This window comes from Pseudoalteromonas piscicida, from assembly GCF_002208135.1.
In the GTDB taxonomy this organism is placed as follows: Bacteria; Pseudomonadota; Gammaproteobacteria; order Enterobacterales; family Alteromonadaceae; genus Pseudoalteromonas; species Pseudoalteromonas piscicida_A.
In genome coordinates this window covers 2110001-2133558 of record NZ_CP021646.1, presented here as the reverse complement: position 1 = coordinate 2133558, position 23558 = coordinate 2110001, and the positions used below count along the sequence as shown (strand labels likewise).

At 42.7% G+C, this 23558-nt stretch carries 24 protein-coding genes and 9 tRNA genes (1 of these 33 cut by a window edge); 18 read left to right on the top strand and 15 right to left on the bottom strand.

The annotated features are described in order from the left end of the window. Positions 1-72: 72 nt before the first annotated feature. Both B1L02_RS10035 and B1L02_RS10030 read left to right on the top strand, forming a co-directional pair. Positions 73-456 carry a response regulator gene (locus B1L02_RS10035; RefSeq protein WP_045989068.1) on the top strand — a complete coding sequence of 128 codons (384 nt, stop codon included), beginning with the start codon at positions 73-75 and terminating at the stop codon, positions 454-456. A gap of 9 nt (positions 457-465) precedes the next feature. Continuing rightward, on the top strand, positions 466-756 hold the full coding sequence (locus B1L02_RS10030; protein WP_088530903.1) for a PilZ domain-containing protein: 291 nt from the start codon (positions 466-468) through the stop codon (positions 754-756). A 60-nt stretch (positions 757-816) separates the two neighbouring features. On the opposite strand, the gene B1L02_RS10025 is transcribed toward B1L02_RS10030, so the two are convergent. Further along, positions 817-2007 carry a class I SAM-dependent methyltransferase gene (locus tag B1L02_RS10025; protein WP_088530902.1) on the bottom strand — a complete coding sequence of 397 codons (1191 nt, stop codon included), beginning with the start codon at positions 2005-2007 and terminating at the stop codon, positions 817-819. Positions 2008-2134: 127 nt separating this feature from the next. Here B1L02_RS10025 and B1L02_RS10020 point away from each other — a divergent pair, with 127 nt between their 5' ends. After that, positions 2135-2776 (top strand): HD domain-containing protein, encoded by a 642-nt coding sequence (locus tag B1L02_RS10020; protein ID WP_088530901.1) that lies wholly within the window; start codon positions 2135-2137, stop codon positions 2774-2776. A 17-nt stretch (positions 2777-2793) separates the two neighbouring features. Here B1L02_RS10020 and B1L02_RS10015 read toward each other — a convergent pair whose 3' ends face one another. After that, positions 2794-3774 (bottom strand): ion channel, encoded by a 981-nt coding sequence (locus B1L02_RS10015; RefSeq protein WP_088530900.1) that lies wholly within the window; start codon positions 3772-3774, stop codon positions 2794-2796. Between the two features lie 226 nt (positions 3775-4000). On the opposite strand from B1L02_RS10015, the gene B1L02_RS10010 reads away from it, so the two are divergent. Continuing rightward, complete coding sequence (locus B1L02_RS10010; protein ID WP_088530899.1) at positions 4001-4657, top strand: M48 family metallopeptidase; 657 nt, start codon at positions 4001-4003, stop codon at positions 4655-4657. 22 nt (positions 4658-4679) lie between these two features. Here the strand turns inward: B1L02_RS10010 and B1L02_RS10005 are convergent, their stop codons facing one another. Continuing rightward, entirely contained in the window at positions 4680-5075 is a 396-nt protein-coding gene (locus B1L02_RS10005; RefSeq protein ID WP_088530898.1) for a helix-turn-helix domain-containing protein, read from the bottom strand. 72 nt (positions 5076-5147) lie between these two features. Here B1L02_RS10005 and B1L02_RS10000 point away from each other — a divergent pair, with 72 nt between their 5' ends. Then, entirely contained in the window at positions 5148-5645 is a 498-nt protein-coding gene (locus B1L02_RS10000) for a DUF2938 domain-containing protein (protein ID WP_223192044.1), read from the top strand. A 17-nt stretch (positions 5646-5662) separates the two neighbouring features. On the opposite strand, the gene B1L02_RS09995 is transcribed toward B1L02_RS10000, so the two are convergent. From B1L02_RS09995 to B1L02_RS09980, 4 genes are all read right to left on the bottom strand, one after another. Then, positions 5663-5747 (bottom strand) — tRNA-Tyr (locus B1L02_RS09995). 26 nt (positions 5748-5773) lie between these two features. Continuing rightward, positions 5774-5858 (bottom strand) — tRNA-Tyr (locus B1L02_RS09990). Between the two features lie 29 nt (positions 5859-5887). Next, positions 5888-5972 (bottom strand) — tRNA-Tyr (locus tag B1L02_RS09985). Between the two features lie 20 nt (positions 5973-5992). Next, a tRNA-Tyr gene (locus tag B1L02_RS09980) sits at positions 5993-6077 on the bottom strand. Between the two features lie 112 nt (positions 6078-6189). Here B1L02_RS09980 and B1L02_RS09975 point away from each other — a divergent pair. After that, a complete protein-coding gene (locus tag B1L02_RS09975) occupies positions 6190-6711 on the top strand; it encodes a VC2046/SO_2500 family protein (RefSeq protein WP_088530897.1) in 522 nt (173 codons plus the stop codon). A 146-nt stretch (positions 6712-6857) separates the two neighbouring features. On the opposite strand, the gene B1L02_RS09970 is transcribed toward B1L02_RS09975, so the two are convergent. From B1L02_RS09970 to B1L02_RS09960, 3 genes are all read right to left on the bottom strand, one after another. Further along, positions 6858-7319, bottom strand: coding sequence for a YchJ family protein (locus tag B1L02_RS09970; protein ID WP_117332894.1), 462 nt, complete (start codon positions 7317-7319; stop codon positions 6858-6860). 45 nt (positions 7320-7364) lie between these two features. Next, positions 7365-7760, bottom strand: coding sequence for a SulA-like leucine-rich domain-containing protein (locus B1L02_RS09965; protein WP_088530895.1), 396 nt, complete (start codon positions 7758-7760; stop codon positions 7365-7367). Positions 7761-8090: 330 nt separating this feature from the next. After that, the gene (locus tag B1L02_RS09960; RefSeq protein WP_088530894.1) at positions 8091-8540 is read right to left on the bottom strand and encodes a tetratricopeptide repeat protein; all 450 of its coding nucleotides are present in this window, start codon (positions 8538-8540) and stop codon (positions 8091-8093) included. 121 nt (positions 8541-8661) lie between these two features. Here B1L02_RS09960 and B1L02_RS09955 point away from each other — a divergent pair, with 121 nt between their 5' ends. Next, positions 8662-9951 carry an NCS2 family permease gene (locus tag B1L02_RS09955; protein ID WP_088532263.1) on the top strand — a complete coding sequence of 430 codons (1290 nt, stop codon included), beginning with the start codon at positions 8662-8664 and terminating at the stop codon, positions 9949-9951. 66 nt (positions 9952-10017) lie between these two features. Here the strand turns inward: B1L02_RS09955 and B1L02_RS09950 are convergent, their stop codons facing one another. Beyond that, positions 10018-10779 (bottom strand): hypothetical protein, encoded by a 762-nt coding sequence (locus B1L02_RS09950; protein ID WP_010375563.1) that lies wholly within the window; start codon positions 10777-10779, stop codon positions 10018-10020. 413 nt (positions 10780-11192) lie between these two features. Here B1L02_RS09950 and cysB point away from each other — a divergent pair, with 413 nt between their 5' ends. Then, positions 11193-12170 carry an HTH-type transcriptional regulator CysB gene (gene cysB, locus B1L02_RS09945; protein WP_010375565.1) on the top strand — a complete coding sequence of 326 codons (978 nt, stop codon included), beginning with the start codon at positions 11193-11195 and terminating at the stop codon, positions 12168-12170. Positions 12171-12233: 63 nt separating this feature from the next. On the opposite strand, the gene queC is transcribed toward cysB, so the two are convergent. Then, positions 12234-12890, bottom strand: a complete 657-nt coding sequence (gene queC, locus B1L02_RS09940; protein WP_010375567.1) for a 7-cyano-7-deazaguanine synthase QueC — start codon at positions 12888-12890, stop codon at positions 12234-12236. 123 nt (positions 12891-13013) lie between these two features. Here queC and queE point away from each other — a divergent pair, with 123 nt between their 5' ends. After that, entirely contained in the window at positions 13014-13679 is a 666-nt protein-coding gene (queE, locus tag B1L02_RS09935) for a 7-carboxy-7-deazaguanine synthase QueE (protein ID WP_010375569.1), read from the top strand. A gap of 96 nt (positions 13680-13775) precedes the next feature. Here queE and B1L02_RS09930 read toward each other — a convergent pair whose 3' ends face one another. From B1L02_RS09930 to B1L02_RS09920, 3 genes are all read right to left on the bottom strand, one after another. Continuing rightward, positions 13776-14642, bottom strand: a complete 867-nt coding sequence (locus B1L02_RS09930; RefSeq protein WP_088530893.1) for a substrate-binding periplasmic protein — start codon at positions 14640-14642, stop codon at positions 13776-13778. Positions 14643-14804: 162 nt separating this feature from the next. Then, entirely contained in the window at positions 14805-15773 is a 969-nt protein-coding gene (gene cysK / locus B1L02_RS09925) for a cysteine synthase A (protein WP_088530892.1), read from the bottom strand. Between the two features lie 128 nt (positions 15774-15901). Next, complete coding sequence (locus B1L02_RS09920; RefSeq protein WP_088530891.1) at positions 15902-18196, bottom strand: carbohydrate binding family 9 domain-containing protein; 2295 nt, start codon at positions 18194-18196, stop codon at positions 15902-15904. Positions 18197-18407: 211 nt separating this feature from the next. Here B1L02_RS09920 and B1L02_RS09910 point away from each other — a divergent pair, with 211 nt between their 5' ends. From B1L02_RS09910 to B1L02_RS09870, 9 genes are all read left to right on the top strand, one after another. Then, positions 18408-19553 (top strand): dicarboxylate/amino acid:cation symporter, encoded by a 1146-nt coding sequence (locus B1L02_RS09910; protein WP_088530889.1) that lies wholly within the window; start codon positions 18408-18410, stop codon positions 19551-19553. A 257-nt stretch (positions 19554-19810) separates the two neighbouring features. After that, positions 19811-20461, top strand: a complete 651-nt coding sequence (gene uvrY, locus B1L02_RS09905; RefSeq protein WP_088532262.1) for a UvrY/SirA/GacA family response regulator transcription factor — start codon at positions 19811-19813, stop codon at positions 20459-20461. Between the two features lie 11 nt (positions 20462-20472). Beyond that, positions 20473-22296: an excinuclease ABC subunit UvrC gene (gene uvrC / locus B1L02_RS09900; protein ID WP_088530888.1), complete on the top strand. Its 1824-nt coding sequence runs from the start codon at positions 20473-20475 to the stop codon at positions 22294-22296. A gap of 42 nt (positions 22297-22338) precedes the next feature. Further along, the gene (gene pgsA, locus B1L02_RS09895; RefSeq protein WP_010375584.1) at positions 22339-22884 is read left to right on the top strand and encodes a CDP-diacylglycerol--glycerol-3-phosphate 3-phosphatidyltransferase; all 546 of its coding nucleotides are present in this window, start codon (positions 22339-22341) and stop codon (positions 22882-22884) included. Between the two features lie 209 nt (positions 22885-23093). Then, positions 23094-23169: transfer RNA gene (locus B1L02_RS09890), tRNA-Gly, on the top strand. Positions 23170-23176: 7 nt separating this feature from the next. Beyond that, positions 23177-23250: transfer RNA gene (locus tag B1L02_RS09885), tRNA-Cys, on the top strand. A gap of 36 nt (positions 23251-23286) precedes the next feature. Continuing rightward, positions 23287-23373, top strand: a tRNA-Leu gene (locus B1L02_RS09880). 57 nt (positions 23374-23430) lie between these two features. Then, positions 23431-23506, top strand: a tRNA-Gly gene (locus tag B1L02_RS09875). Between the two features lie 21 nt (positions 23507-23527). Next, positions 23528-23558: transfer RNA gene (locus B1L02_RS09870), tRNA-Leu, on the top strand; it runs 56 nt beyond the window's last position.

Sequence of the window (23558 nt, the reverse complement as noted above, 5' to 3'; positions counted from 1 at the left end):
TTAGAGTACGACAGTTACTTTATTATATGAGGAAGTAAAGTTTTGGATTGTGAGAAGGAAGCGGCATTGAATATGTCCACACGAGAGAAAAGGAAAAATGCACCGCACCTGCTGGTGGTTGACGACGAGTATTTTAACTATGAAATGCTTGAAATGGCGCTTTCGGGGTCGTTTGAGCTGAGCTATGCAAACTCGGGTACGAGCTGCTTATCTAATGCGATTGCTGATCCTCCAGATGCTATTTTGCTTGATGTGTGTATGCCGGGTCTTGACGGTTACGACACCTGTCGAATGTTGAAAAATACACCAGAGACGAAGGACATTCCTGTATTAATGGTGTCTGGTTTAGAGTCTGAAAAGGAACAAAAAGCGGGATTCGATGCAGGCTGCGATGCCTATGTGGTTAAGCCATTCTCAATGCAATCGCTATTAGAAAAAATAAAATCAATGGTGTAGGAGCATTATATGATCAATGAAGATAAACGCCGTTTTATGCGTATGTCGGTGGATGCAGTAGCAAAATTAACCGAACTTGAGTCGGGTAAAGTGCACCAAGGAGTTTGTCACGATTTAAGCGCTACAGGGTTGTCGGTGACAGTGAGCGACCCAATCGAAGCAAATTCAACCGTTGACATTTTCATTGATTCCAGTGGCGATATGATCCAGCCGCTTAGTGCTCATGCAACCGTGATCCGTTGCAGTCAAGAGCAGGACGAGCAGTGGGTTGTAGGACTTGAAATCACCAAGTTCAATTAGATTAGTTAAAGCCCTAAGGTGGTATTGAAGTTTCCTCCAATACCACTGAAAATTGCCGGATCAATAAACCTTACAAATAAGGCCTTTTAGGTAAAAGCCTTCTGGATAATTGCCCGCAATAGGGTGGTCGGCTGCTTGATTTAGCCTTTCCATAATCAACAATTCTTTACCGGCATCGAGCGCAGCGTCAGCAACGACTTTCTGGAATAGATTTTGTTCCATAAGGCCAGAACACGAGAAGGTGAGTAACGTGCCACCTGGCTTTAATATCTGCATGGCAATCATGTTGATATCTTTATAGCCACGACAAGCACCGTTAAGCTGCGCCTTACTTTCTGCAAACTTTGGTGGATCCATCACAATCGTATCGAATTGACGGCCCTCATCACGATATTGTCTTAGTAGTTTGAACACGTCTTGCTTAACAAACTCGGCCTTCGACAAGTCTAGTTCATTATGCTCTACATTGCGTTTAGCTGTGTCGAGTGCTGGCTGCGATACGTCAACATTGATAACTTTACTACAGCCACCGCGCAGCGCATAAAGGCCAAATGTACCGGTGTAGCAGAAGCAGTTAAGCACTTGTTTGTCTTTTACAAAGCGCTCTAACGCGGCTCGACTGTCACGTTGATCTAGATAAAAGCCGGTTTTATGGCCGCCGATGATATCGACTTCAATCTTTAAACCATTTTCGCTAATCAGGACTGGTGCAGTTGGTGCGTAGCCTGCAAGCGGTCCAGTAATTTTATCAAGGCCTTCTTTTTTACGTACATCAACATCAGAGCGCTCGTAAACATGACAATCAGGAAATAGTGATTGCAACGCCATTACGATTTCACCCTTGTGGCGCTCGGCACCTGCGCTTAGCAGCTGACACACCAAGTAGTTATCAAATTTATCAATAGTTACACCCGGCAAGCCATCTGACTCTGCGGCACACAATCTAAAGCCAGTTAAACCACCTTCAGCGATAACATATTCTCTGGCTGCTAATGCCCTTGCAAGCTTTTGCTCAAAGAACGCTTGGTCGATATGTTGTGATTCATCAAATGTCCAAATTCTGGCTCTGATCTGAGAGTCTGGACTGTAAGCGGCTGTGGCGAGGTATTTACCCTCATTGCTGTAAATCTTGACGGTATCACCAAGGGCAGGCTTACCTTTTACTTTTTTAATGGCCTTTGAGAAAACCCAAGGGTGTCTTCTGTTAAGGGATTTTTCTCTGCCCGGTTGCAGATATAGCGCGCAAGTCATATATTTTCTCTAATCTGTCCTGATAGCTGCCATTTTAGTGAAGGGTGTGGCAACATACAATCAGTAATACATTTCACGCTGAATTTGTGTGAGCTTATTTGTCGGATATTAATAAAAGTTGAGCTTAATGACGTTAAAAATGCATGAATTAGAAAAAGCATGTGAAGAGTTTATGCTGTCGACACCATGTGCAGATACCGCCCATGATTTGTCTCATATCAAGCGTGTAGTTAAAGTCGCAAAGTCACTTTGCGAAGCTGAGGGGGCGGATCCTGCTGTGGTGATCCCTGCCGCTTGGTTACATGATTGTGTTGCCGTAGCAAAAAATCATCCAGACAGACCGTTGGCGTCGAAACTAGCTGCAGACAAGGCGGTTGCCTTCCTAACAGAGTTGAAGTACGACACGGATAAACTCGAGGCGATTCACCACGCCATTGTTGCACACAGCTTTAGCGCCGGTGTTACACCCACGACATTAGAAGCCAAAATTGTCCAAGATGCAGACAGAATGGATGCGTTAGGTGCAATAGGTGTCAGCCGCTGTATGAAAGTAGGTGGGGCGATAGCGCGTAATCTCTACAATGTAGAAGACCCTTTTTGTGAGCACAGAAAAGCTGACGATACCAAATATACCTTAGATCACTTTTTCATTAAGCTGCTGCATATTAAAGATAATATGCATACCACTGCAGCCCGTGAGCAGGCACAAGCCCGCACCCAGTATATGCAGGACTTTTTAGAACAGCTAAAGTCAGAAATAGCGGGTTAAAAATGACGAGATGAGTATCACCTCGTCATTTGCTTCACAAATACCACCACGAATAGCGCTAATGAAAAGCTGCCGGTAAACGCTTCTACCGCTGCAATCAACCGTGAGATCCCCACAGGCGTAATGTCCCCGTACCCCAAGGTTGTGAAGGTAACGACACTAAAATAAAAGCTGTTCAGCAGTGCCATCACGTTTTCATATACACTGTTGTTTAAGTCCATCTGCATTATCTGATCTTGAAACGAAACGCCGAATAGAAAATAGCAGAATGCACAGGTAATTATCATACCTAGGCTGAAGCGAATGACATTTTCCGGTTTTTCTCCATACCCACATAGTAAGTCGACAAAGCTGGAAATAAGGTGACGTTTTGAAAATCGTGGATACTGGGCATGTCGCATGCGCAGCTCTTTATATGTAAAGCGCCCAACCATTTCAAATAATCCTTGGTTTTCTGCGCCTTTACGTAGTAAACGATAGATCTCTTCGGACTGTAGGAACAAGTCTTCCGCGTCTTCTATAGCTCGGTTTCTACGAGCTTCAAAAGCTTGCTGCTCTTGTAGTAATTGCTCGCCGAGTTCCATATTATCGATACGGGTGTTTTCCAGCTTTATGCCAAGCAAATTGGTGCTTTCTAAATTGCAGCAGTGCAGACTTGCTTCTCTCAAATCCGCCTTCATTAACGACGCGTGCTTAATGGTATTATTAAACAGGTGCGCCCCTTTCAAATTGGCACGATAAAAGTTGCTATAAGATAGATCATAGCCATGATGATTTTCAAAGTTAACAAGATTGAGCCCTTCCAAATTGGCCCGCTTTAACTCTAAGCCTTGCAGCAAGCCGCCGCGCTTGGCATAGCGTTCAAGCTTTTGGCTTAGCTCCAAGCCACCTTTATCGAATTTATTGTCATGCCAAAAGCAGTAACCTGAGCCCATATCGATTTCACTGCATTTTTTTCCCTCAGGTGACACATATTGGCAAATGGGTTTATCAGCCATAGCTTGCCTAAATCAAAATGCCTTTTTCATTAAGCGTAGCAGCAAAAATAATAAATACGGTGATTTAACGAAAAAATCTTTCTAATTTATAGAGTGTTAGAAACCACACTATTGATGAGTGTATTGTCATCATTGGTCGAATTCATTATCTTACATGGCGTTTGCAGTGACTCTGATAAGTTGCTCATACTATAATGCATGCTTTAGTGACTAAGAATTTGTTACCTTGCAATATCAATTAAAGAAAAGCCGAAAGCGTAAGAGCGTTGCGATAAAAATAAAAGCTGGCCAAGTATTTGTGTATGCGCCAGAGCAAATTTGCGAGCGCTGGTTACATAATTGGGTGGAAAGCAAATCCGATTGGATAAAATCAAAGCTTGCTCTAAAAATCATACCAAAAAGCCCTCGGCCACTGGAAACAGGAATTGTGCAAGTATTCGGCGAGACCTTTACCATTCAAAGAGGCGAAAGTACGACTTCTGTAATTGATTTTGATAACAAAAGGGTTTTACTTAAGGCTGTCAAAAATGAATGGCGTGAATTAGTTGCGCTGTTAAGCGAAACGCTAAATGACTATTTAGATATGGTTATTGCGCGCTATCAACCTGATATTCAAGCTCGCTTTGATACCCTAAAAATACGCGTTTATAAAAGCCGCTGGGGCAGTTTTTCATCTAAAGGCGTGCTTGCGTTTAATACGTTTTTGATTGGTGCGCCTAAGTGGGTAATTGACTATGTGGTCGTGCACGAACTTTGCCATTTTCATGTCATGGCACACAATAGCGCATTTTGGCATTTGGTAACAAAGCACTATGGCCACGACCATAAAATGGCTCGGCGTTACTTACGTGACCACGGTAGTGACTTGATGATTGAGCATTAGCATAGTGTCCGGTTTATGCCTGTTATTTTTCGGGCCTCACTTTTCCCACGCGTTTTAAAAGCTTTTGAAATGTCGGACACTCAAAATGGCTTGGCGCAGGGCATTTGGCAGCGTGATAGAGGCCATCTCGCATTGCAGTTAAATGCTTAATGGTTTCATTTAATTCATCCGCTTTGGATTGTAACTTCGCCCTATCAATATCCGCTTTACCCTCGGGGGTAAACATGTCCGCTATTTCATCTAACGAAAAGCCTGCGTTTCTGCCTAGTGTAATAAGCGCTAGACGTTCAAGTATCGAAGGGGGGAAAACACGTTTGAGCCCCTGTCGACCAATCGATCGGATCAGTCCTTTTTCTTCATAATATCTAAGCGTGGATGCGGGTAAACCTGACTTCTTTGCAACTTCACTGATATCCATTCTAGCCCTTGACTTAAAGTTAACTTGAACTAGTAGGATAGCGGCTATCAGTAAAAAAGAGGAGTAAAAATAGTGGAAAACCTATATTCGATGTTAATGCCAGCAGTCGTGATTGGCGTTGGTGCAACGCTTGTTATGGATTTGTGGGCATTTATGCTAAGTCGCGTGTTTGCCATAAAGGGCTTAGATTATGCGTTAGTTGGTAGGTGGATTGGACACTTGTGTCAAGGTCAACTTACGCATCAAGGTATCGGGCGTAGTAAACCAATATCTGGTGAACGTGTCATTGGCTGGTGCATGCATTATCTCATTGGGATTGTATTCGCCTTGGTGTTACTACAGGGCGTGGGCAAGCCTTGGTTGATTGAGCCTAGCCTTTTGATTGCGTTAGTTTTTGGCTTAATAACATGTGTTTTTCCATTTTTTATTATGCAACCCTGTTTTGGCGCAGGGATCGCAGCATCTAAATTACCAGAGCCGAATAAGGCAAGGGTAAAAAGTATGGCAGCACATTTGATTTTTGGCTTTGGATTATTTTTAAGCTCGTTTATATATGTAAGCTTATTATGAGATAAAACAATAGAAGGTGGTGGAGGGAGCTGGATTCGAACCAGCGAAGGCTGAGCCGTCAGATTTACAGTCTGATCCCTTTGGCCGCTCGGGAACCCCTCCATCATTTGGAGCGTTTACTTTAAAAGTGGTGGAGGGAGCTGGATTCGAACCAGCGAAGGCTGAGCCGTCAGATTTACAGTCTGATCCCTTTGGCCGCTCGGGAACCCCTCCATACATTTTAAAGCGTTACAATTTGAAAGTGGTGGAGGGAGCTGGATTCGAACCAGCGAAGGCTGAGCCGTCAGATTTACAGTCTGATCCCTTTGGCCGCTCGGGAACCCCTCCGAAATTGTAACTGTTGTTTATGGTGGAGGGAGCTGGATTCGAACCAGCGAAGGCTGAGCCGTCAGATTTACAGTCTGATCCCTTTGGCCGCTCGGGAACCCCTCCTAAACAACGGCGGTGATAATAACAAAGTTTTTTTCGAAGTAAAGAAAACTACTAAAGTTTTTCGGAAAAAGGCCGATAAATTCATAATTAGTAAAATAATCGGTTGGAATACATGCAAATTGATGGCGTTTTAATCAGTGAGTCGCAATTAGGGTCCGCGTTGAACATCAGTGTTCATGAGACGCGCTCTGCCGATTTTGCCATGCTGTTATCTATGCTATCAACCGATGCATTAGATTTTAGCCAATTTCATCTACCAAAATCTGAAGCTGCCGCAAAAGATAACTCAGAAGAAATACTAAAAAAGCAATTTGAAATAGGTCCACAAAAGCCACTTGCCCCAAAAGAGTACAATATGCTTATTGGTCAGCATAACGCGCAGCTGGTATCTATGGGGGCGATGGCGACCTTGCGATTACAGGAAAATTTAAATCCAGAACCTTTTGCCGCACGAAATGATAAAAAGCATATTCCACTCGAAGTTGTAGAAAATTTGGAACCAGCGGTTAAAAGACGTTTGGCGAGCGCGCAAGGTAAACTGGCCTTGGTTACTGATAAGGCAATGGATGCAGCTGGTTTCTATGATCAAATTGCAACGGGAGATATGCAGAGTATGTTACGCGCGACGGCGTAACAACATTAGCTGCTTGCTTCGTTACTAGGCTGACATTCAACGCTATGCTTATCGCGCCTCATATTTAAGCTGAACGGCTCTTAATCATCCTTAGCTCGCTTCAAGCTTTTTTATTGCTTTGTATCTAATCTCGAATTCAGATTATTTTAGCTACCGTGGCACTTTTTGTACTTTTTATCACTCCCACACGGACAAACGTCATTTCTGCCTACTTTGGTTGCAGGCGCATCGTACAATTCGCCATCTAAGTAATACCATCTGCCTGCTTCGGTAATAAAATTTGATCTCTCATGGAGTATATAGTGCATGTTTTCTGCGATATAGTGCGCCTTAAACTCAACGATCCCCTGAGTAGCTTCTACTACTTCTTCTAGCACTTCCAATTTTATAAAGTGTGCATAATTAGCGAATGCTGCAATATCGTCGACATTGTTTTGTGCTTGTTTAGCATGGGCGTAGGTGTCATGAATATACTTTGCATCTTTTAAGCAGTATGCCGTATAGCGAGAGCGCATGAGTATTTGAGGACGCTCTGCGAATTTTTGTCCCTTAAGATAAGGCTCACAACATTGCGAATAGGGAAGGGATGAATTGCAATAACAAGACATAAAAACTTCTGTTTTAACAAATTTATATCCCGTTATTGTAGCTTGTTAAGCGCTTTGAAAACAGAGGATCGCAACGTCAGATACCGGCAATTCCATTTTGTTGATAGTTTGCACTGAAGCAATATTAGTCCAAATCACCACAGCAGCGAAATTACCATTGCTTATAGCACTTTTAAGCACATACTCAAGGTCGTATATATGCTTTTGCCTAATGACGAGCAACTTGCTTGCATCAACTGAAGCACTCTCTAGTAGTGACTTGTTTGGTACATTATCGGGCGCAACGAGTAGCGTCCAGCCTTGTTTATGCTGACATTTATGTAAAACTTTAAGTAACTCTAAGCTAGCGACGATCTCATCTTCAACGATAGCAGTATTGATTTCGTTAAGTGTGTAGTAAGTCGAATTGTTTGGCTGTAGAAGTGTATTGCTGTGTAACATAATTGTCTCACTGGTTATCTATACAGTATGTGTGTACAGTAGTTTATACAGTGTGTGAATGCAAGAAAAATTGCTAACTTTTTAATCAATATTTACGTTTAGTTTGTATTGAATTTGAATTTGTCAGATAAAACAGCGGGTTGTGATTTTTTAAAATGAGCGCTTAATTGACGAAAGTTCAGTATGGGTAAAGCAACAGAAAGTTTTCTCAGATGCTATACAGTGGTTTTCGTACTGTATCGATTTTGATAATCGCAGAGGGAAAGCCCACGTTTACTTAAGCGGAGGCTTGACTACACCGAGCCTATGTTTCGGTGAGTAAAATTTAATTTATTGGCTAATATGTTGTAGCTGATGAATTTGTTCATAAAGGGTTGCTGCATAGCACTGCGCATCTCTAAAGCGCTTAGTCGTAAGAAACCGGCGAACATCAAGTAGGACTTGTTCAGCGCCTTTATGGCCTTGACTGCTGGCCAAGCTCAACCATGCGGCTGCATGAAAGGGGCTGGGTGGAACACCTTGACCTTTCATAAACAACAAACCTAAAAAGAACTGTGCCTTCAAATCACCAGACATTGCCGCCAGTCTTAGCCATTTAGCCGCAAGCGGGAAAGACCTTTCTTTTAGGTAATAGAGGCCTTTTTTCAAAGCTTGGGTATTGTCGTGAAGATCTGGGAATTTTGCGTCCGCTTTTAATGGTGACGTTACAAATTCAAGCACATTCAGCAGCTGCTGTTCTAAGTCATGGTTTGCTGAGTTGTCGGTGCTATTTTGATCCATATCTTTATTCGCAATAATGTTGATAAGCAGAGTGTAGCTGAATTTTAACTATTTTGTCCGAGTTTTAAAGTGATTCGTGTTAAAATCCAACCACTTGTTCCTCAAATTTGTAATTTTAGTTATGCTCGAGCGGTTATTTTCACTGCAAGCTATGCACACCAATGTAAGAACCGAGGTGATTGCAGGCTTGACGACATTCGTTACTATGGTTTACATCGTTTTTGTAAACCCTGCAATGCTAGCAGAAGCTGGCATGGATCATGGCGCTGCTTTTGTTGCAACCTGTATCGCAGCTGCAATCGGCTGTTTTATTATGGGGCTATGGGCAAACTATCCATTAGCGCTTGCACCTGGGATGGGCTTAAACGCCTTTTTTACCTATGGTGTTGTGCTTGGCATGGGCTATACATGGCAAAGTGCATTAGGCGCGGTATTTATGTCGGGCTGTTTATTTCTATTTTTGAGCGTATTTAAAGTGCGCGAGTGGGTGATCCAAGCTATCCCCATCGTGTTAAAGCGCGCGATCGCCGCAGGTATTGGCGCATTCTTAGCATTAATCGCGCTAAAGAATGCAAAGATTGTGGTCGCGAGTGATGCTACATTAGTACAACTTGGTGATATCACTTCTCCCGGCCCGCTATTAGCCATTGCTAGCTTTTTCGTGATTGCGGCGCTCATGTACCGTGAAATAAAAAGTGGTGTGCTTATCAGCATTTTAATGGTAACGGGTATTGCGTGGGGACTTGGCCTTGTAGACTATCACGGGGTTGTTGATGTGCCCCCAAGCATCGCGCCGACCTATATGCAGTTAGATTTGAGCGGAATTTTTGAGCTTTCCATGCTCAGTGTGGTGTTTGCATTTTTATTTGTCGATTTATTTGATACCAGTGGCACATTGGTTGCGGTGACGCAAAAGGCCGGATTATCTGACGAACATGGTCGTATGCCAAGGCTGGGTAGGGCATTGTCAGCTGACAGCACAGCAACGATTGCAGGCTCAGTGCTCGGTACCTCGACGACGACTTCATACATTGAATCGGTATCTGGTGTATCTGTCGGTGGTCGCACAGGATTGACGGCCGTGGTCGTGGGGATCTGCTTCTTACTCATGATGTTCTTTGCGCCATTGGCACAAATGGTTCCTGCATATGCGACGGCAGGCGCTATACTGTATGTGTCGGTACTAATGCTGCAAAACCTAAAGTTGATTAATTGGGATGAGATGAGCGATGCTATTCCTGTCAGTGTTGTGTTATTGATGACACCGCTTACGTTTTCAATCGCACATGGTATTGCTTTGGGTTTTATTTCTTATACGGCAGTTAAATTGGCGTGTAACAAAGCAAATGAAATCAGTATCAGCGTTTGGGTACTGACAGTACTCTTTATCGTTAAGTTTGCTTTTGGTTAAGCTGGCAGGTTTATTTCATTTGTAATAAAAAGGCTGGGAGGCCAGCCTTTTACGTAAGTTTTGGTGTTACCACTTCTTCTTCGGTGCAAACAATACGTCCAAGTCGTCTTGTTCTTGCTCTGCTTTCTTTTTCACTGCTGATGCGTTGGACGCTCTAAGTTCACTGCTGATCTCTTCTAAATAACCTTCCAGCTGTGCTTTTTTCTCTTTTACATAGTCATCATTGTATGAGACGGCGCAAATTGTAGCATAAGCTTTTTCAAAGTATTGTCTTGCTGAACCAACCATATTTGCAGTCCTTGCTGAAAGCCCTCGTTTTATCTGGCTTTCAACATTGATTTTAAGCTGAAATCGCTCCAGCCTACGGTCTTCATTCACGAACAGTTGAGTGTCCACCTTGCCTTTACTATGCTCAGAGCGCAGCAGTTGGCGTAATTTCTTTATGCCTTGAACTAATGCGATAATTTGTTTGTCATTGTCAGGAAGTGCTATCGAGTCTGAATCTGCTGTTTTTTCAGGCTGAGTATTTAAGCGCTCTTGCGACTCGTGTAAGCGACTTTTTAATTCTTTCGAAGTTGGAGACAGCTCCACCATTGCGGCTAAAGCGTCATGCACGCGGCGTTGAATGATACGGATCATGACTTCAGACATCGGAATATTGCTGCCATTCATGATGACGTCTTCCGCTTCTTCTATTACGCGCTTTTGCTTAGCAAGTTCTTTGCGTCTCTCCGCTTCTTGTTTCTCTTTATGTTGCTGGATCGCGCTTACCCAAACTGCTATGACGATAAGTGCAACAATCAACATTATTATAATAGAAACAAACATACTGAAATCTCTTTCATGTAACCACCAGTGTAATTTTTTAATCTTACATGAATTCGTACTATTCTGAACAGGTTTACGACAATAACCTGTAAAAAAGATAAAGAATTCATTATTTTTTAGTATAGCCGATGCCTAAATGAGCGGTTAGTTTTAGTGAAAGATAGTCGCCAGATTTAGCGCGTGAGTTTGCTAAAACGTGTCAAAATATTCGTTATTCGGCCAAGTGACTGCCGGAGCGCCTGTGAAAATGCTGATATTTAGTACCTCTCGGCTACCTCATTTTTACCAAATGTGCTAGCCTACATAAGGTCGTAACAGGCGGTTTTTATCGCTTTGCACTAAACTCGCTAACAAAAAGCGGTTTTGCTATGGGCTGATGCTCAACATCAAGAGATCATAAGAATAAAAGCAATATGAAATTACAACAATTGAGATATATCGTCGAAGTGTTGAATCACAACCTTAATGTGTCAGCGACGGCGGAAAGTTTATATACCTCTCAACCTGGTATTTCAAAGCAAGTGCGCATGCTTGAAGACGAGTTGGGAGTACAAATTTTTGGCCGTAGCGGTAAGCATTTAACGCATGTTACGGGCGCGGGTAATGAAATTATTAATATTGCTCGTGAGATCCTCTCTAAAGTGGAAGGGATCAAAGCAGTTGCAAATGAACATACCTTACCAGATCAAGGTAAACTAAACATCGCAACGACGCATACACAAGCTCGTTACGCGTTACCTCCTGTGATCCAAGGGTTTATGAAAAAATACCCGGCGGTTTCTCTACATATGCATCAAGGTACGCCACAGCAAATCTCTGATGCTGCCGCTCGAGGTGATGCTGACTTTGCTATCGCCACCGAGGCGCTACACTTGTACAGTGATCTGGTCATGCTACCTTGCTATCACTGGAATCGCAGTATTGTGGTCGCCAAAGACCATCCTCTTGCACAAAAAGGCAGTGCACTGACGGTGCAAGACGTCGCTAAATATCCGTTGATCACTTATGTGTTTGGTTTTACTGGCCGCTCAGAACTGGATAAAGCATTTAATGCTCATGGCTTGGAGCCTCACATCGTGTTTACTGCAACAGACGCTGATGTGATAAAAACCTATGTAAGATTAGGACTCGGTGTTGGTGTATTGGCGTCAATGGCACTTGATGAAAAGTCTGATAGCGACTTAGTTTGCATCGATGCAAGTCACCTATTTGAAGCAAGTACGACGAAAATCGGTTTCAGAAAAGGGAGCTTCCTAAGAGGCTACATGTACGACTTTATTGAGCGATTTGCACCGCATCTCACAAAAGATGTGGTAGAGCGTGCAAGCTTGCTGCGAAATCAAGATGATATTGACAAGCTGTTTGAAGGTATGACGCTTCCGGTAAAGTGAAGCACTTGAAAAGCACCTGAACAGCATATGAAGAGGCCTCAACAGAGGCCTTTTTCGATACGGTTATTCGTACGGGAGTGGATCTGTTGCGTGGTTTAGTTCAAATGCTTCGAGACGCTCTTGGCAAGCACCACACTTACCACATGCTTTTTCGCGGCCGTTGTAACACGTCCAAGTGTCAGCGTAATCTAATCCCATTTTTAGACCGTCAGTCAGGATATCAATTTTTGAGTTGTTAAGGTAAGGACTCACAATTTCAACGGCGTCGTAGTTCGCAATGCGACAAACATCATCCATCTTTTTAACGAACTCTGGGCGGCAATCTGGATAAATTGCATGATCGCCAGAGTGAGCACCGTAAAATACCTTATTTGCTTTTAGAGAGACAGCGTAACCTACCGCAAGAGAAAGCAAAATCATATTGCGATTAGGCACAATCGTGCTCTTCATGCTCTCTTCTTCATAGTGGCCTTCTGGCACGTCGATGTCATCAGTTAGGCTAGAGCCTGACAATAATTGATTGATAGCAGAAATATCAACGACCTTATGAGCAACGCCGAGTTTTGCACATACGTCAGCGGCAACTTGTAGCTCTTTTACATGTCGCTGGCCATAGTTAAAAGACAGTGCATAAACCTCATGGCCCTCGCGGACAGCCTTGTTTAATACAGTGTAAGAGTCCATTCCGCCGGAATAGATTACGACAACTTTTTCGCTCATAGGTGATTTGCCTCGATTTTGATAGAGGTTTACTTCAGGGCGCGATATACTACACGGCCGCTGGAGAAATGACAATTTTCTCGCGGTATTTTTCGACAACTTTATCTTAAACACGGGGCCATTTTGTACAAGGTTAACGAAATATTTGAAACAATTCAGGGTGAAGCAAGCTTCACTGGTACGCCTTCAATCTTTTTACGTTTGCAGGGCTGTCCAGTTGGTTGCGCTTGGTGTGATACCAAACAAACGTGGGAAACCAACGACACTTTTATTGTTTCATTGGATAACACTGTAGAAAAAAAGGCTGACTCAGAGTGGTGGGCGAACGCGAGTGCTGACGAGATCTTGGCGATTTTCGAGTCGCGGGGCTACCAAGCCAAACATGTGGTGATCACTGGTGGTGAACCTTGTATGTTTGATCTTCGCCCGTTATGCGAGTTATTGCATAGCAAAGGGTACAGCACACAGATTGAAACCAGTGGTACATTTGAGATCCTCGCGCCAGCTGAAACTTGGGTTACCGTGTCGCCAAAAATTAATATGCGTGGGGGTTACAAAGTACTTCCAAGTGCAATGGCTCGTGCTGATGAGATAAAGCACCCCGTTGCGATGCAAAAGCATATTGAGGAATTAGAGGCGTTATTTGCACAAACTGGAGTTGAGCCAAAGTTAGTGTATCTTCAGCCAATCAGCCAAAAAGCCAAGGCCACTAAGCTTGCAATAGACAATTGCAAAGCGAAAAATTGGCGCTTATCAGTTCAAGTGCACAAGTATTTAGGGATTAACTAAAGCGATTTGCCTAAGCGTATTTTAGCTAAAAATGCGGTGTGTTTAAGCTGGTATTGAACAAACCGCGGTGCGCAGGCGTTAAGCCCTTTGTGGAGGTTAATAACACTCGTTACTGACCATTTCGATCATTCTTTGCGTTTCACCACTGTTTTCAAACTGATAGAGGTTGCGATTGATGTCCTTGAGCAATTCACGCCAATGAGGTTTTTGTTTGCTAAGCGCGAAGTAGAGGTGATTATACTTTATAGGTGGTGTCACGCTTTCTATGTTTCTCAGTAATTCAATTTTCTCAGCTCTAGGTAAGTCTGAATAGTTGACCGTAAAGCGCAGCACCTTTGGATCGCCTATTACTAAATTTACGCGCTTACCGACAAGCAACTTCACCAGCTGTAAATCATTTACGGCCTCGACCGTAACAAATTCACCATTATCCATCATAGCATCAAACTCAGGGGTATTCTGATAACCTCTCACGACACCAATAAGTTCATTTTTAACTGAGCTTAGATTACCATCAAAGCGGTCTTCCTCGCCTCTGCGTTTCAAGAAGCCGATTTCACCACCAGGAAAAGCATTAGATAAAGCAAGTAGCTCTCTGCGGGTCTTATTCTTATGATTGTCAGACGGTGCTGAATCCTCAATATAGTATTCAGGGAATAAAATATCGGCTTTGCCCGTTTCCGCGGCTCTTACAGCACGAGCCCAAGGTAAAAATTCGACATACACCTGATAATCTAAGTCTGTAAGCAGTGCGACGGCAAACTGAAAGGCCCAGCCTTTATTGCAGAGATGTGCACCGATATAAGGTGGCCAATCTAATGTGACAATATGAATGAACGCATTTTTGCCTTTCTTATTGTATAGGTAACCCCCTTGATACTTTTCTCCAGCAACAAGGCGAAATTCACCATCCTTAAAGTAGGCGACGTTTAAATTCTCCCCATAGATGAAGCTACTAAACATGAGAAAGAATATGAGTAATAAGGTCTTTACAATCATTGAAGTCAAAAAAGCGTAGCGAATAGATAAAGTGTAGTGAAGGGAAGTGAAATTAAAAGGAATAATATAAAAAACAAAGGGGCCGTGATGCCCCTTCTTGGTAATCTAGAGTATGAAGCTCTACTCTTACTGCACTAATTCTTGTTCGGAGAATGTGTCTGCAAAGAGTGGGCTAGTTAGGTAACGCTCTGCGGCACTTGGCAAAATAACCACGATGTTTTTATCAGCATTTTCAGGTTGCTCGGCAATACGCTTTGCGGCAACTAGGGCTGCACCAGAAGAAATACCCACTAAAATACCTTCATCTTTCATCAGCTGATGTGCCATTGCAATTGCATCTTCATTAGACACCAATTCAACACCATCAATAAGCTCAAGATCTAGATTGCCTGGAATAAAGCCTGCACCGATCCCCTGAATTTTGTGTGGACCTGGTTTTACTTCGTCGCCCGCAAGGGTTTGCGTGATAACTGGTGAGTCAACTGGCTCAACAGCGATTGACTTAACATTTAGGCCTTTTTCGTTTTTCAGATAGCGTGAGACACCAGTGATCGTGCCACCTGTGCCAACGCCCGCGACGAAGTAATCGACATTACCTTCAAGTGCATCGAAAATTTCTGGACCCGTTGTTTCAAAGTGGATCTTCGGGTTTGCTGGATTTTCAAACTGTTGTAGTAACACGTATTTTTCAGGGTTACTTGCTTGGATTTCATTCGCTTTTTCAATCGCGCCTTTCATGCCCTTAGCGCCTTCTGTTAGCACTAAATTTGCACCAAGTGCTTTTAGCAGTTTACGACGCTCAAGACTCATCGTATTTGGCATAGTAAGCGTCAGCTTATAACCACGAGAAGCTGCAACGAAAGCCAGTGCAATACCAGTGTTACCTGAAGTTGGTTCAATAAGCTCTTTACCTTCGCTAAGAAGTCCCGCTTTTTCAGCTTCCCAGATCATAGACGCACCAATACGGCATTTAACGCTGAAGCTTGGGTTACGCGCTTCCACTTTTGCGTAAACATTGCCGCCAGAAACGCGATTGATTTTAACCAGCGGTGTATTACCGATAGTTAGACTGTTGTCTGCATATACTTTAGTCATTTGTGTTCCCTAATCTAGGTTTGCTTGTATTCCATCACTTTACTGCGCATTTCGCAAAACGAAAGGAAAGATTGGCTATAAGATATATCAAATTTGCTTATAGCCAATAGTTATTTAAAGGTTGATATTTAAATCAACCAGGCATAACTGAACTTCATAAATACCGTCTTTTCGTCTTTAGTTATCCTTGACAAATCATCGTCTTGATAACCATGATCGGAATAGCCCGCAAAGAAAACGGTTTGCGGGTTTAGTTTGTAGGAATAGAGCAGTTGGGTGCTGATACTTTTATAATTAGTATCAACATCATCGTTATAATTGCTTTGGTTTCTTGAAATATCCGTGTTGATAATTGCCAATCTCAGATAGCTATTAATATTGAATTGGTAAGTCAGGCGTATATCGCTCAGATTTGCGGTATAAACTTCCGCACCATCTGCTTTCATTTTTTCGAATGTGTGGCGGAATCTAACTTCAAAATGTTTGCCAAGATTGACGTTAATAACCGGGCGGGCGAAATACAAATCACCAAGACGGTTGTTTGCAAGGTCAACGCGGTTTCCTTTACTTAAGTTCAAGCCTGCGAAAACGCCGGCCATTGGCTTGAACTCCATATAGGTCCACTGTGAATTCTCGGTAAATAGATCGGTATTGTCGTCAATCGCTAAACGGGTTTCATCATGTCGTAGTCCAGTGCGTTTTCTATGTTCAACACCGAAATCAAGAAAGCTTTGCAACGGGCCGTCAACTGCAAAGTTGGTTTGCACTTCTTTTTCTAATAACTCGCCTTGCTCGTTGTGGGAAATATCCCAGTCGGCATACCAACGTGCACGGTTCCACCAGTTGTTGTCATCGCCATACCAACGGTACTCACCGCCAAAAAGAAATTTATTAAAGTCGACCTGAGTGATAAAGCCCATATCGGTTCTAAGTGCTGCATCGCGAGCTTGATAGCTGGTAAATGCCTTCCAATGCTTGCGATTGTGCTCGTAATTAACGTAATAGCCTGCACCACGGTCATCTTCGTCAATCACTCTGAGTACATTTTCGTTTAGGTCGCACTCAGCGAGCGTACTATCACATAACGCTTCAGCGAAAGCGCTATCATAGTCTGTATCTGAGCCAATTAACTGAACCTGTAAGGTATCGTTATCTGTTGGCTTGTATTTGGCGTCTATACTCGCAACTTGGTTGCGATAGTCGTCGCTTTGCCTAGTCGTCGATGTCACACCTACAGACAAGGTTTTGTTTATGTCATGACGGTATCTAAGTGCCATGTTTTGGCTTTTTCTCTCTAATGAGACAACACTCGAGCCTAGATTTCCAGGAACAACGACATTGAGTCTTTCATCGTTGGCAATAAATCCTGCAAAAGTGTGACCGTTTTTATTACCGGTAAGCTTGACGCCATAATCGGGTGCCGAAATATTCCGAGTATGAATAAGGTTAAGGTGAGAAGAAAAGTAATCGGAATTATCTAAAAAGAACGCCCGTTTTTCAGGGAAAAATAGGCTAAAGCTATTGTTAACGCTCAATTGTCCTGTGTCAGCTTCAACTTGTGAGAAATCAGGGTTTAGTGTTGCGTTTAACGTCGTGTCTGGTGTGATAGCCCACTTTACGTCTAAACCAGGCTCGACATTATTGTCGGCTTGCCACGGCTCTGCGATGCCATCATTAATATCGCGAGATTCTTGTCTATTGGTGACAAGTGTTGGAATAACGGCAAAGTTACTACCTTGCTTAGCCTTAGCAAATCCTTGATATTTTGGCATTTGACAGATCCAGCAAGAGTTTGCATGTCGCAATTGCATGCTGGAGATACGCAACCTTTCATTTCTTGGATAAAAACGCAGAAACTCTAAAGCCATGGTTTTGCTCTTGAGGGAGTCGTTAAAATTCAATACACGAAGTGGGATTTCAACTTCAACAACATAACCGTCTTTACTGATCTTTCCGACGCTATCCCAGATACCATTCCAAGAACTATTCTCACTTTTAGTGAGTTCGTTTTCAATTGAGTCTTGTTGTACACCTAGTGGATTGATAAAAAACTGATAAGCGCTTTGGGCGTTGTTAAATGAATCAATTTTAATGCCGACAAGATCATCTTCCCAGGCGCGGTCACGGTCACGATAAAATGCGCGGATCAACTCAGGGTTAGGGTCCTTTGCATCAAAAGCAATAAACAAAGATTGACCATTCTCATATACATAGGCCTTAGTTTGTACTGGACTTGATTGGTTCTCGTATGGCCAAGTGATGTTGTTGATATCTATTTCTAATGCACGTTGCCAAATATCGGCTTCAAGTACACCATCAATTTCTGCAGAGCTATCGATAAATGGGATTTTATTTGGGTCTAGTGCCCATGCTTGACTAGATAGACTAAACGCGACAAAAGAGTAGGTTACAGCTTTAAGCATGAATTTAATTATTTTACAGAGACTTTTGCCAGTATTAGATAATATGCAATGGGATGAAACAATTTATTTTCGTCAAGTTGCAATTATTTACGTTAGGTGGCGAATATGTATACATAAAATGTACAAATCGATTGATCTCCATCGAATTAATAGCAAATATGGTCAAAAACATGTTACAACAACGCCTTTGAAAATCAGCTAGGAAGTAACTATGTCTCTTATATTGAAGCTAGTGGCGGGTATCGTCGCTGGTATGTTGGCGGGTCTGTACTTGCCGACTGTGTTGGTTGAACTCTTATACACCTTTAAGGTGATCATAGGGCAACTTATCAGCTTTACTATTCCTCTGATAATCCTGCTTTTTATTGCTTCAGGTATAGCAGGCTTACCAAAGGGATCGGGCCACTTGCTTGGTAAGACTGTTGGCTTTGCTTATGGGTCAACCATTATCGCTGGTACGTTAGCATTTTTATTAGTTAATGCTTTCATTCCATTTTTTGATGGTGGTGTTGCTTATCAAGCAGTGGAAGAGTCTCATCTTAAGAGCTTTATTAATCTTGAGATCCCACCGCTTATGGGAGTGATGACGGCACTTGCAACGGCATTTATCTTTGGTATTGGTATGAGTCAGTGTGGCTTAACTAAACTAAAAGGTGTCACTGACGAAGCTCGAGATGTGGTAGATGCACTGCTTGCAAAAGTCATTATTCCGGTATTACCGCTATATATCGCAGGTGTTTTTGCTGAAATGGCAGTCGCAGGTACGGTATTTGACACCTTAAGTACGTTTGGCGTGGTATTGCTTGCAGCGATTATTATGCATTGGTTATGGCTAAGCATCTTGTTTGTGGTAAGCGGCCTGTTACTTGGTAGAAACCCACTGGAATTAATCAAAAATATGCTACCTGCGTATTTTACTGCAATTGGTACTATGTCGAGCGCAGCTACTATTCCTGTGTCTCTTCGCGCAAGTAAATCTAATAATGTTAACGAAGAGGTTGCCAATTTTACCGTACCACTCTGTGCTACCATTCATTTGTCAGGGTCGACTATTACCATAGTAACTTGTGCAATGGCCGTGATGCTGCTTTCTCCTGAGATGGTTGTACCGTCATTATCGGAAATGTTGCCATTTATCTTTATGCTTGGTGTAGTAATGATTGCGGCTCCTGGTGCGCCGGGTGGTGCGGTTATGTCTGCGCTTGGATTATTGACTAGCATGCTAGGTTTTAATGAGGGCGCAGTGGCATTGATGATTGCTTTGTATTTAGCGCAAGATAGTTTTGGTACGGCATGTAATGTAACTGGTGACGGTGTGATTGCACTTTGGGTCGATAAATTTTCAAAGCAAAGCTGAGTGATATAAAAATAAACCTACTATAAGTCGCTATGGCTAAAATGCCGTAGCGGCTGCCTTTAAAATCACAAAGCGGTGAAATTATAATCAAACAGCTTCTTCCATTAATTAACTATTTGGTTAATTCATATCAAAATTGTATTTTTCTCTCGTTTCTATCGTTATGCTTTTAAAAAATATGTGGTAATCTCAAACATCTGGAAGCGAGGCTGTTGGTTGTTTCGCTCCTTTTACCAATATATGTAGAGGGTGTGCCATTGATTAATGTGCTTTTAGTTGATGATCATGAACTTGTCAGGACTGGCATAAAACGCATTTTAGATGATGTGCGTGGCTTTAAAGTGGTAGGAGAAGCCAAAACCGGTGAGGAAGCCGTAACCTTTTGTCGCCAAAGTGAGCCTGACATTGTGCTAATGGACATGAACATGCCTGGTATTGGTGGATTGGAAGCGACCAAAAAGATTTGCCGTTACTGTCCTGATGTAAAAGTTATTGTGCTTACCGTACATTGTGAAGATCCTTTCCCAAGCAAGGTAATGCAAATTGGTGCGCATGGTTACCTAACAAAAGGTGCAGGCCCTGACGAAATGATCAATGCAATACGTGCGGTTAATGCCGGGCAGCGTTATATTGCGCCAGAAATTGCGCAGCAAATTGCCCTTGCGCAATTTAGTGGCCGCAATGACGAAAACCCTTTCCAATCGCTATCGGAAAGAGAATTGCAGATCATGCTCATGATCACTAAAGGTGAGAAAGCGCAAAATATTGCAGAACGCTTGAACCTGAGCTCTAAGACAGTAAATAGTTATCGCTATCGCATGTTTGAAAAGCTCAATGTGAGCGGTGATGTGGAATTAACCCACTTGGCGATTCGCCATAAAATGATCGATATAGATAGCAGTCATTAAGTTCTTTTTAAATGACTGAATTTGACTACAAACCTTTTCTCAAGACATTAACAACAGAACCTGGTGTGTACCGCATGTACGATGTGGATGACCAGGTAATCTATGTTGGTAAAGCAAAAAACCTCAAAAAACGAGTTTCTAGCTACTTCCGCTCGACTATCACTGATAGTAAAACGCGGGTATTGGTCAGTAATATTGATCATATTGAAGTAACGTTAACGAATACCGAAACCGAAGCGCTGCTTTTAGAAAATAACTTAATTAAGAAATATCAGCCGCGTTACAACATCCTCTTAAGAGATGATAAAAGTTATCCGTATATTTTCCTGAGCGCCCATCAGCATCCAAGACTTGCATTTCATCGTGGTAGTAGGAAGCAAAAAGGCGAATATTTTGGTCCTTTTCCTAGTAGTGCGGCGGTATCAGAAAGTCTGAGGTTAATGCAGAAGATTTTCCCTGTTAGGCAATGCGAAGATGCGTATTACCGCGCACGCAGCCGACCTTGTTTGCAGTATCAGCTAAAAAGGTGTTCAGGACCATGCGTTGGCAAGGTAAGTGACGAAGAATACCAAGAACAAGTTGCCATGGTTCGACAGTTTTTGACGGGACGTTCACAGGACGTTATCTCTGCGCTGGTGGAGCGAATGGAATCCGCCAGTATGTCTTTGGATTTTGAGAAAGCGGCAAAACACAGAGACCAAATTGCTTTATTAAGGCAGATGCAAGAACAGCAGTCCATTGCTGGGAACTTTGCAGAACTTGATGTCATCGGTTATGAGCAGAAGAACGGCTTAGTAGCCATTCATGTACTGATGATAAGGGAACATAAAGTACTTGGGACAAAAACTCATTTTCCAAAAGTGCCAAAAGATTCTGGTGCTGATGAAGTGCTAACCTCTTTCCTCGGGCAGTATTATATTTCAACGGGTAACCACTCTAGAATTGCCAAAGAAATTGTATTGCCATTTGAAATAGAAGAGGGAAGTGCGTTAGAAGCCGCACTGAGCCAAGTTTCGAAGCGCAAAGTTAACTTCAAATGCAATGTTCGTGGAGAACGGGCTCAATATCTTGCATTGGCAAATAAAAATGCGCAAAACAGTATTGAAGTTAAACAAAGTGCACAAGACTCAATCACCAAACGATATGCCAAACTAAAAGCGGTGCTAGGACTGTCAGACATTCAAAGAATGGAGTGTTTTGATATCAGCCATACCATGGGAGAAAACACGGTCGCATCGTGCGTTGTATTCGATGGTCAAGGGCCAAACAATAGAGAGTATCGCAGATATAATGTGACAGGGATCACCCCTGGGGATGATTACGCAGCGATGGATTTTGCATTAAATAAGCGTTACGGCAAAATGTCGGATGAAGCGAAAGTACCCGATATTATTTTTATTGATGGTGGTAAGGGGCAGTTAGGTAGGGCGGAATCTTTCTTCGCTGATTGGCAACTCAATAAAATGCCGATACTGATAGGGGTTGCAAAAGGCACAAGCCGAAAGCCAGGATTAGAAACATTGCTAATAGATGGCGGTCGTAAAACGGTGAATGTTGAAAGTGATTCACCTGCATTACACCTTATTCAGCATATTCGCGACGAATCACATCGCTTTGCAATTGCAGGGCATCGTAATAAAAGACAAAAACAAAGAACACAATCTGTGCTTGAAGAGATTGAAGGCATAGGTCAGAAAAGACGTCAGGCATTACTTAAATTTTTGGGAGGCATGCAGGGAGTTAAATCTGCAAATATACATCAATTAAAGCAAGTTCCTGGGATCAGCCCTGAAATGGCTGAAAAGATATTTAATCATTTGCATGACAAAGCTTAAGCAATCATGCGAACATAGAAAAAAAGACAATACCAAGTAGTTATGTGGAATATTCCAAATACGCTCACAACATTTAGATTGCTACTCATTCCCGTGTTTGCAGTCGTTTTTTATCTTCCTTATTCATGGGCGTTTTTTGCCGCCGCTTTTATTTTCTGGTTAGCTTCCGTTACTGATATCCTCGATGGCTATCTTGCACGTAAGTTGGAACAGTCAACGCCATTTGGTGCTTTTCTAGATCCCGTCGCCGACAAAGTGATGGTCAGTGTTGCATTAGTGATACTCGCTACACATTATGATAATTATTTCATTACTATTTCTGCTGTTGTCATTATTAGTAGAGAAATAGTTATTTCTGCGCTGCGTGAATGGATGGCTGAACAAGGTAAAAGAGGAAGTGTTGCAGTATCTTGGCTGGGTAAATTCAAAACAGCTGCGCAGATGTTAGCTATTATCGGTTTGATTTGGCAATTATCAGATTGGATGACGATGCTAAGTTATGCACTTTTAGCTATTGCGACATTGCTAACATTAGTTTCTATGATCCAGTATCTCTATGCTGCAAAAGGAGAATTGACTAATTCTTGACTTGAAATGATTATAAACTCAGCGGTTTAGATAAATTTTGAGCAAACGATTCAAAACATTCATTTTTTATGTTGACGCGTTCCATAACTTCTGTAGAATGCGTCCGTGTTGAGAGGGCAGTATGTCATCTAAATGAAATTTAGATATCATCACCTAGCAAGTTAAAGTTTAAAGAAGCTTAGTAAATAAGTAGATTTAAATAATGGAACGCGAGTATAGCTCAGCTGGTAGAGCGCGACCTTGCCAAGGTCGAGGTCACGAGTTCGAACCTCGTTACTCGCTCCAAATTTGCGGCGGAATGGCAGAGTGGCCATGCAGCGGATTGCAAATCCGTCTACCTCGGTTCGACTCCGGGTTCCGCCTCCATTTCTCAACATATCCACATGCGAAAGCAAGCCCGATGCCCGGGTGGTGGAATTGGTAGACACAAGGGATTTAAAATCCCTCGCTGGTAACAGCGTGCCGGTTCAAGTCCGGCCCCGGGCACCATTTTAATCGGGATTTGTATGTAACAAATCTATATGGTTTTTATGTACAAAACGGAACGCGAGTATAGCTCAGCTGGTAGAGCGCGACCTTGCCAAGGTCGAGGTCACGAGTTCGAACCTCGTTACTCGCTCCAATTTTTGCTTTCACACCCGATGCCCGGGTGGTGGAATTGGTAGACACAAGGG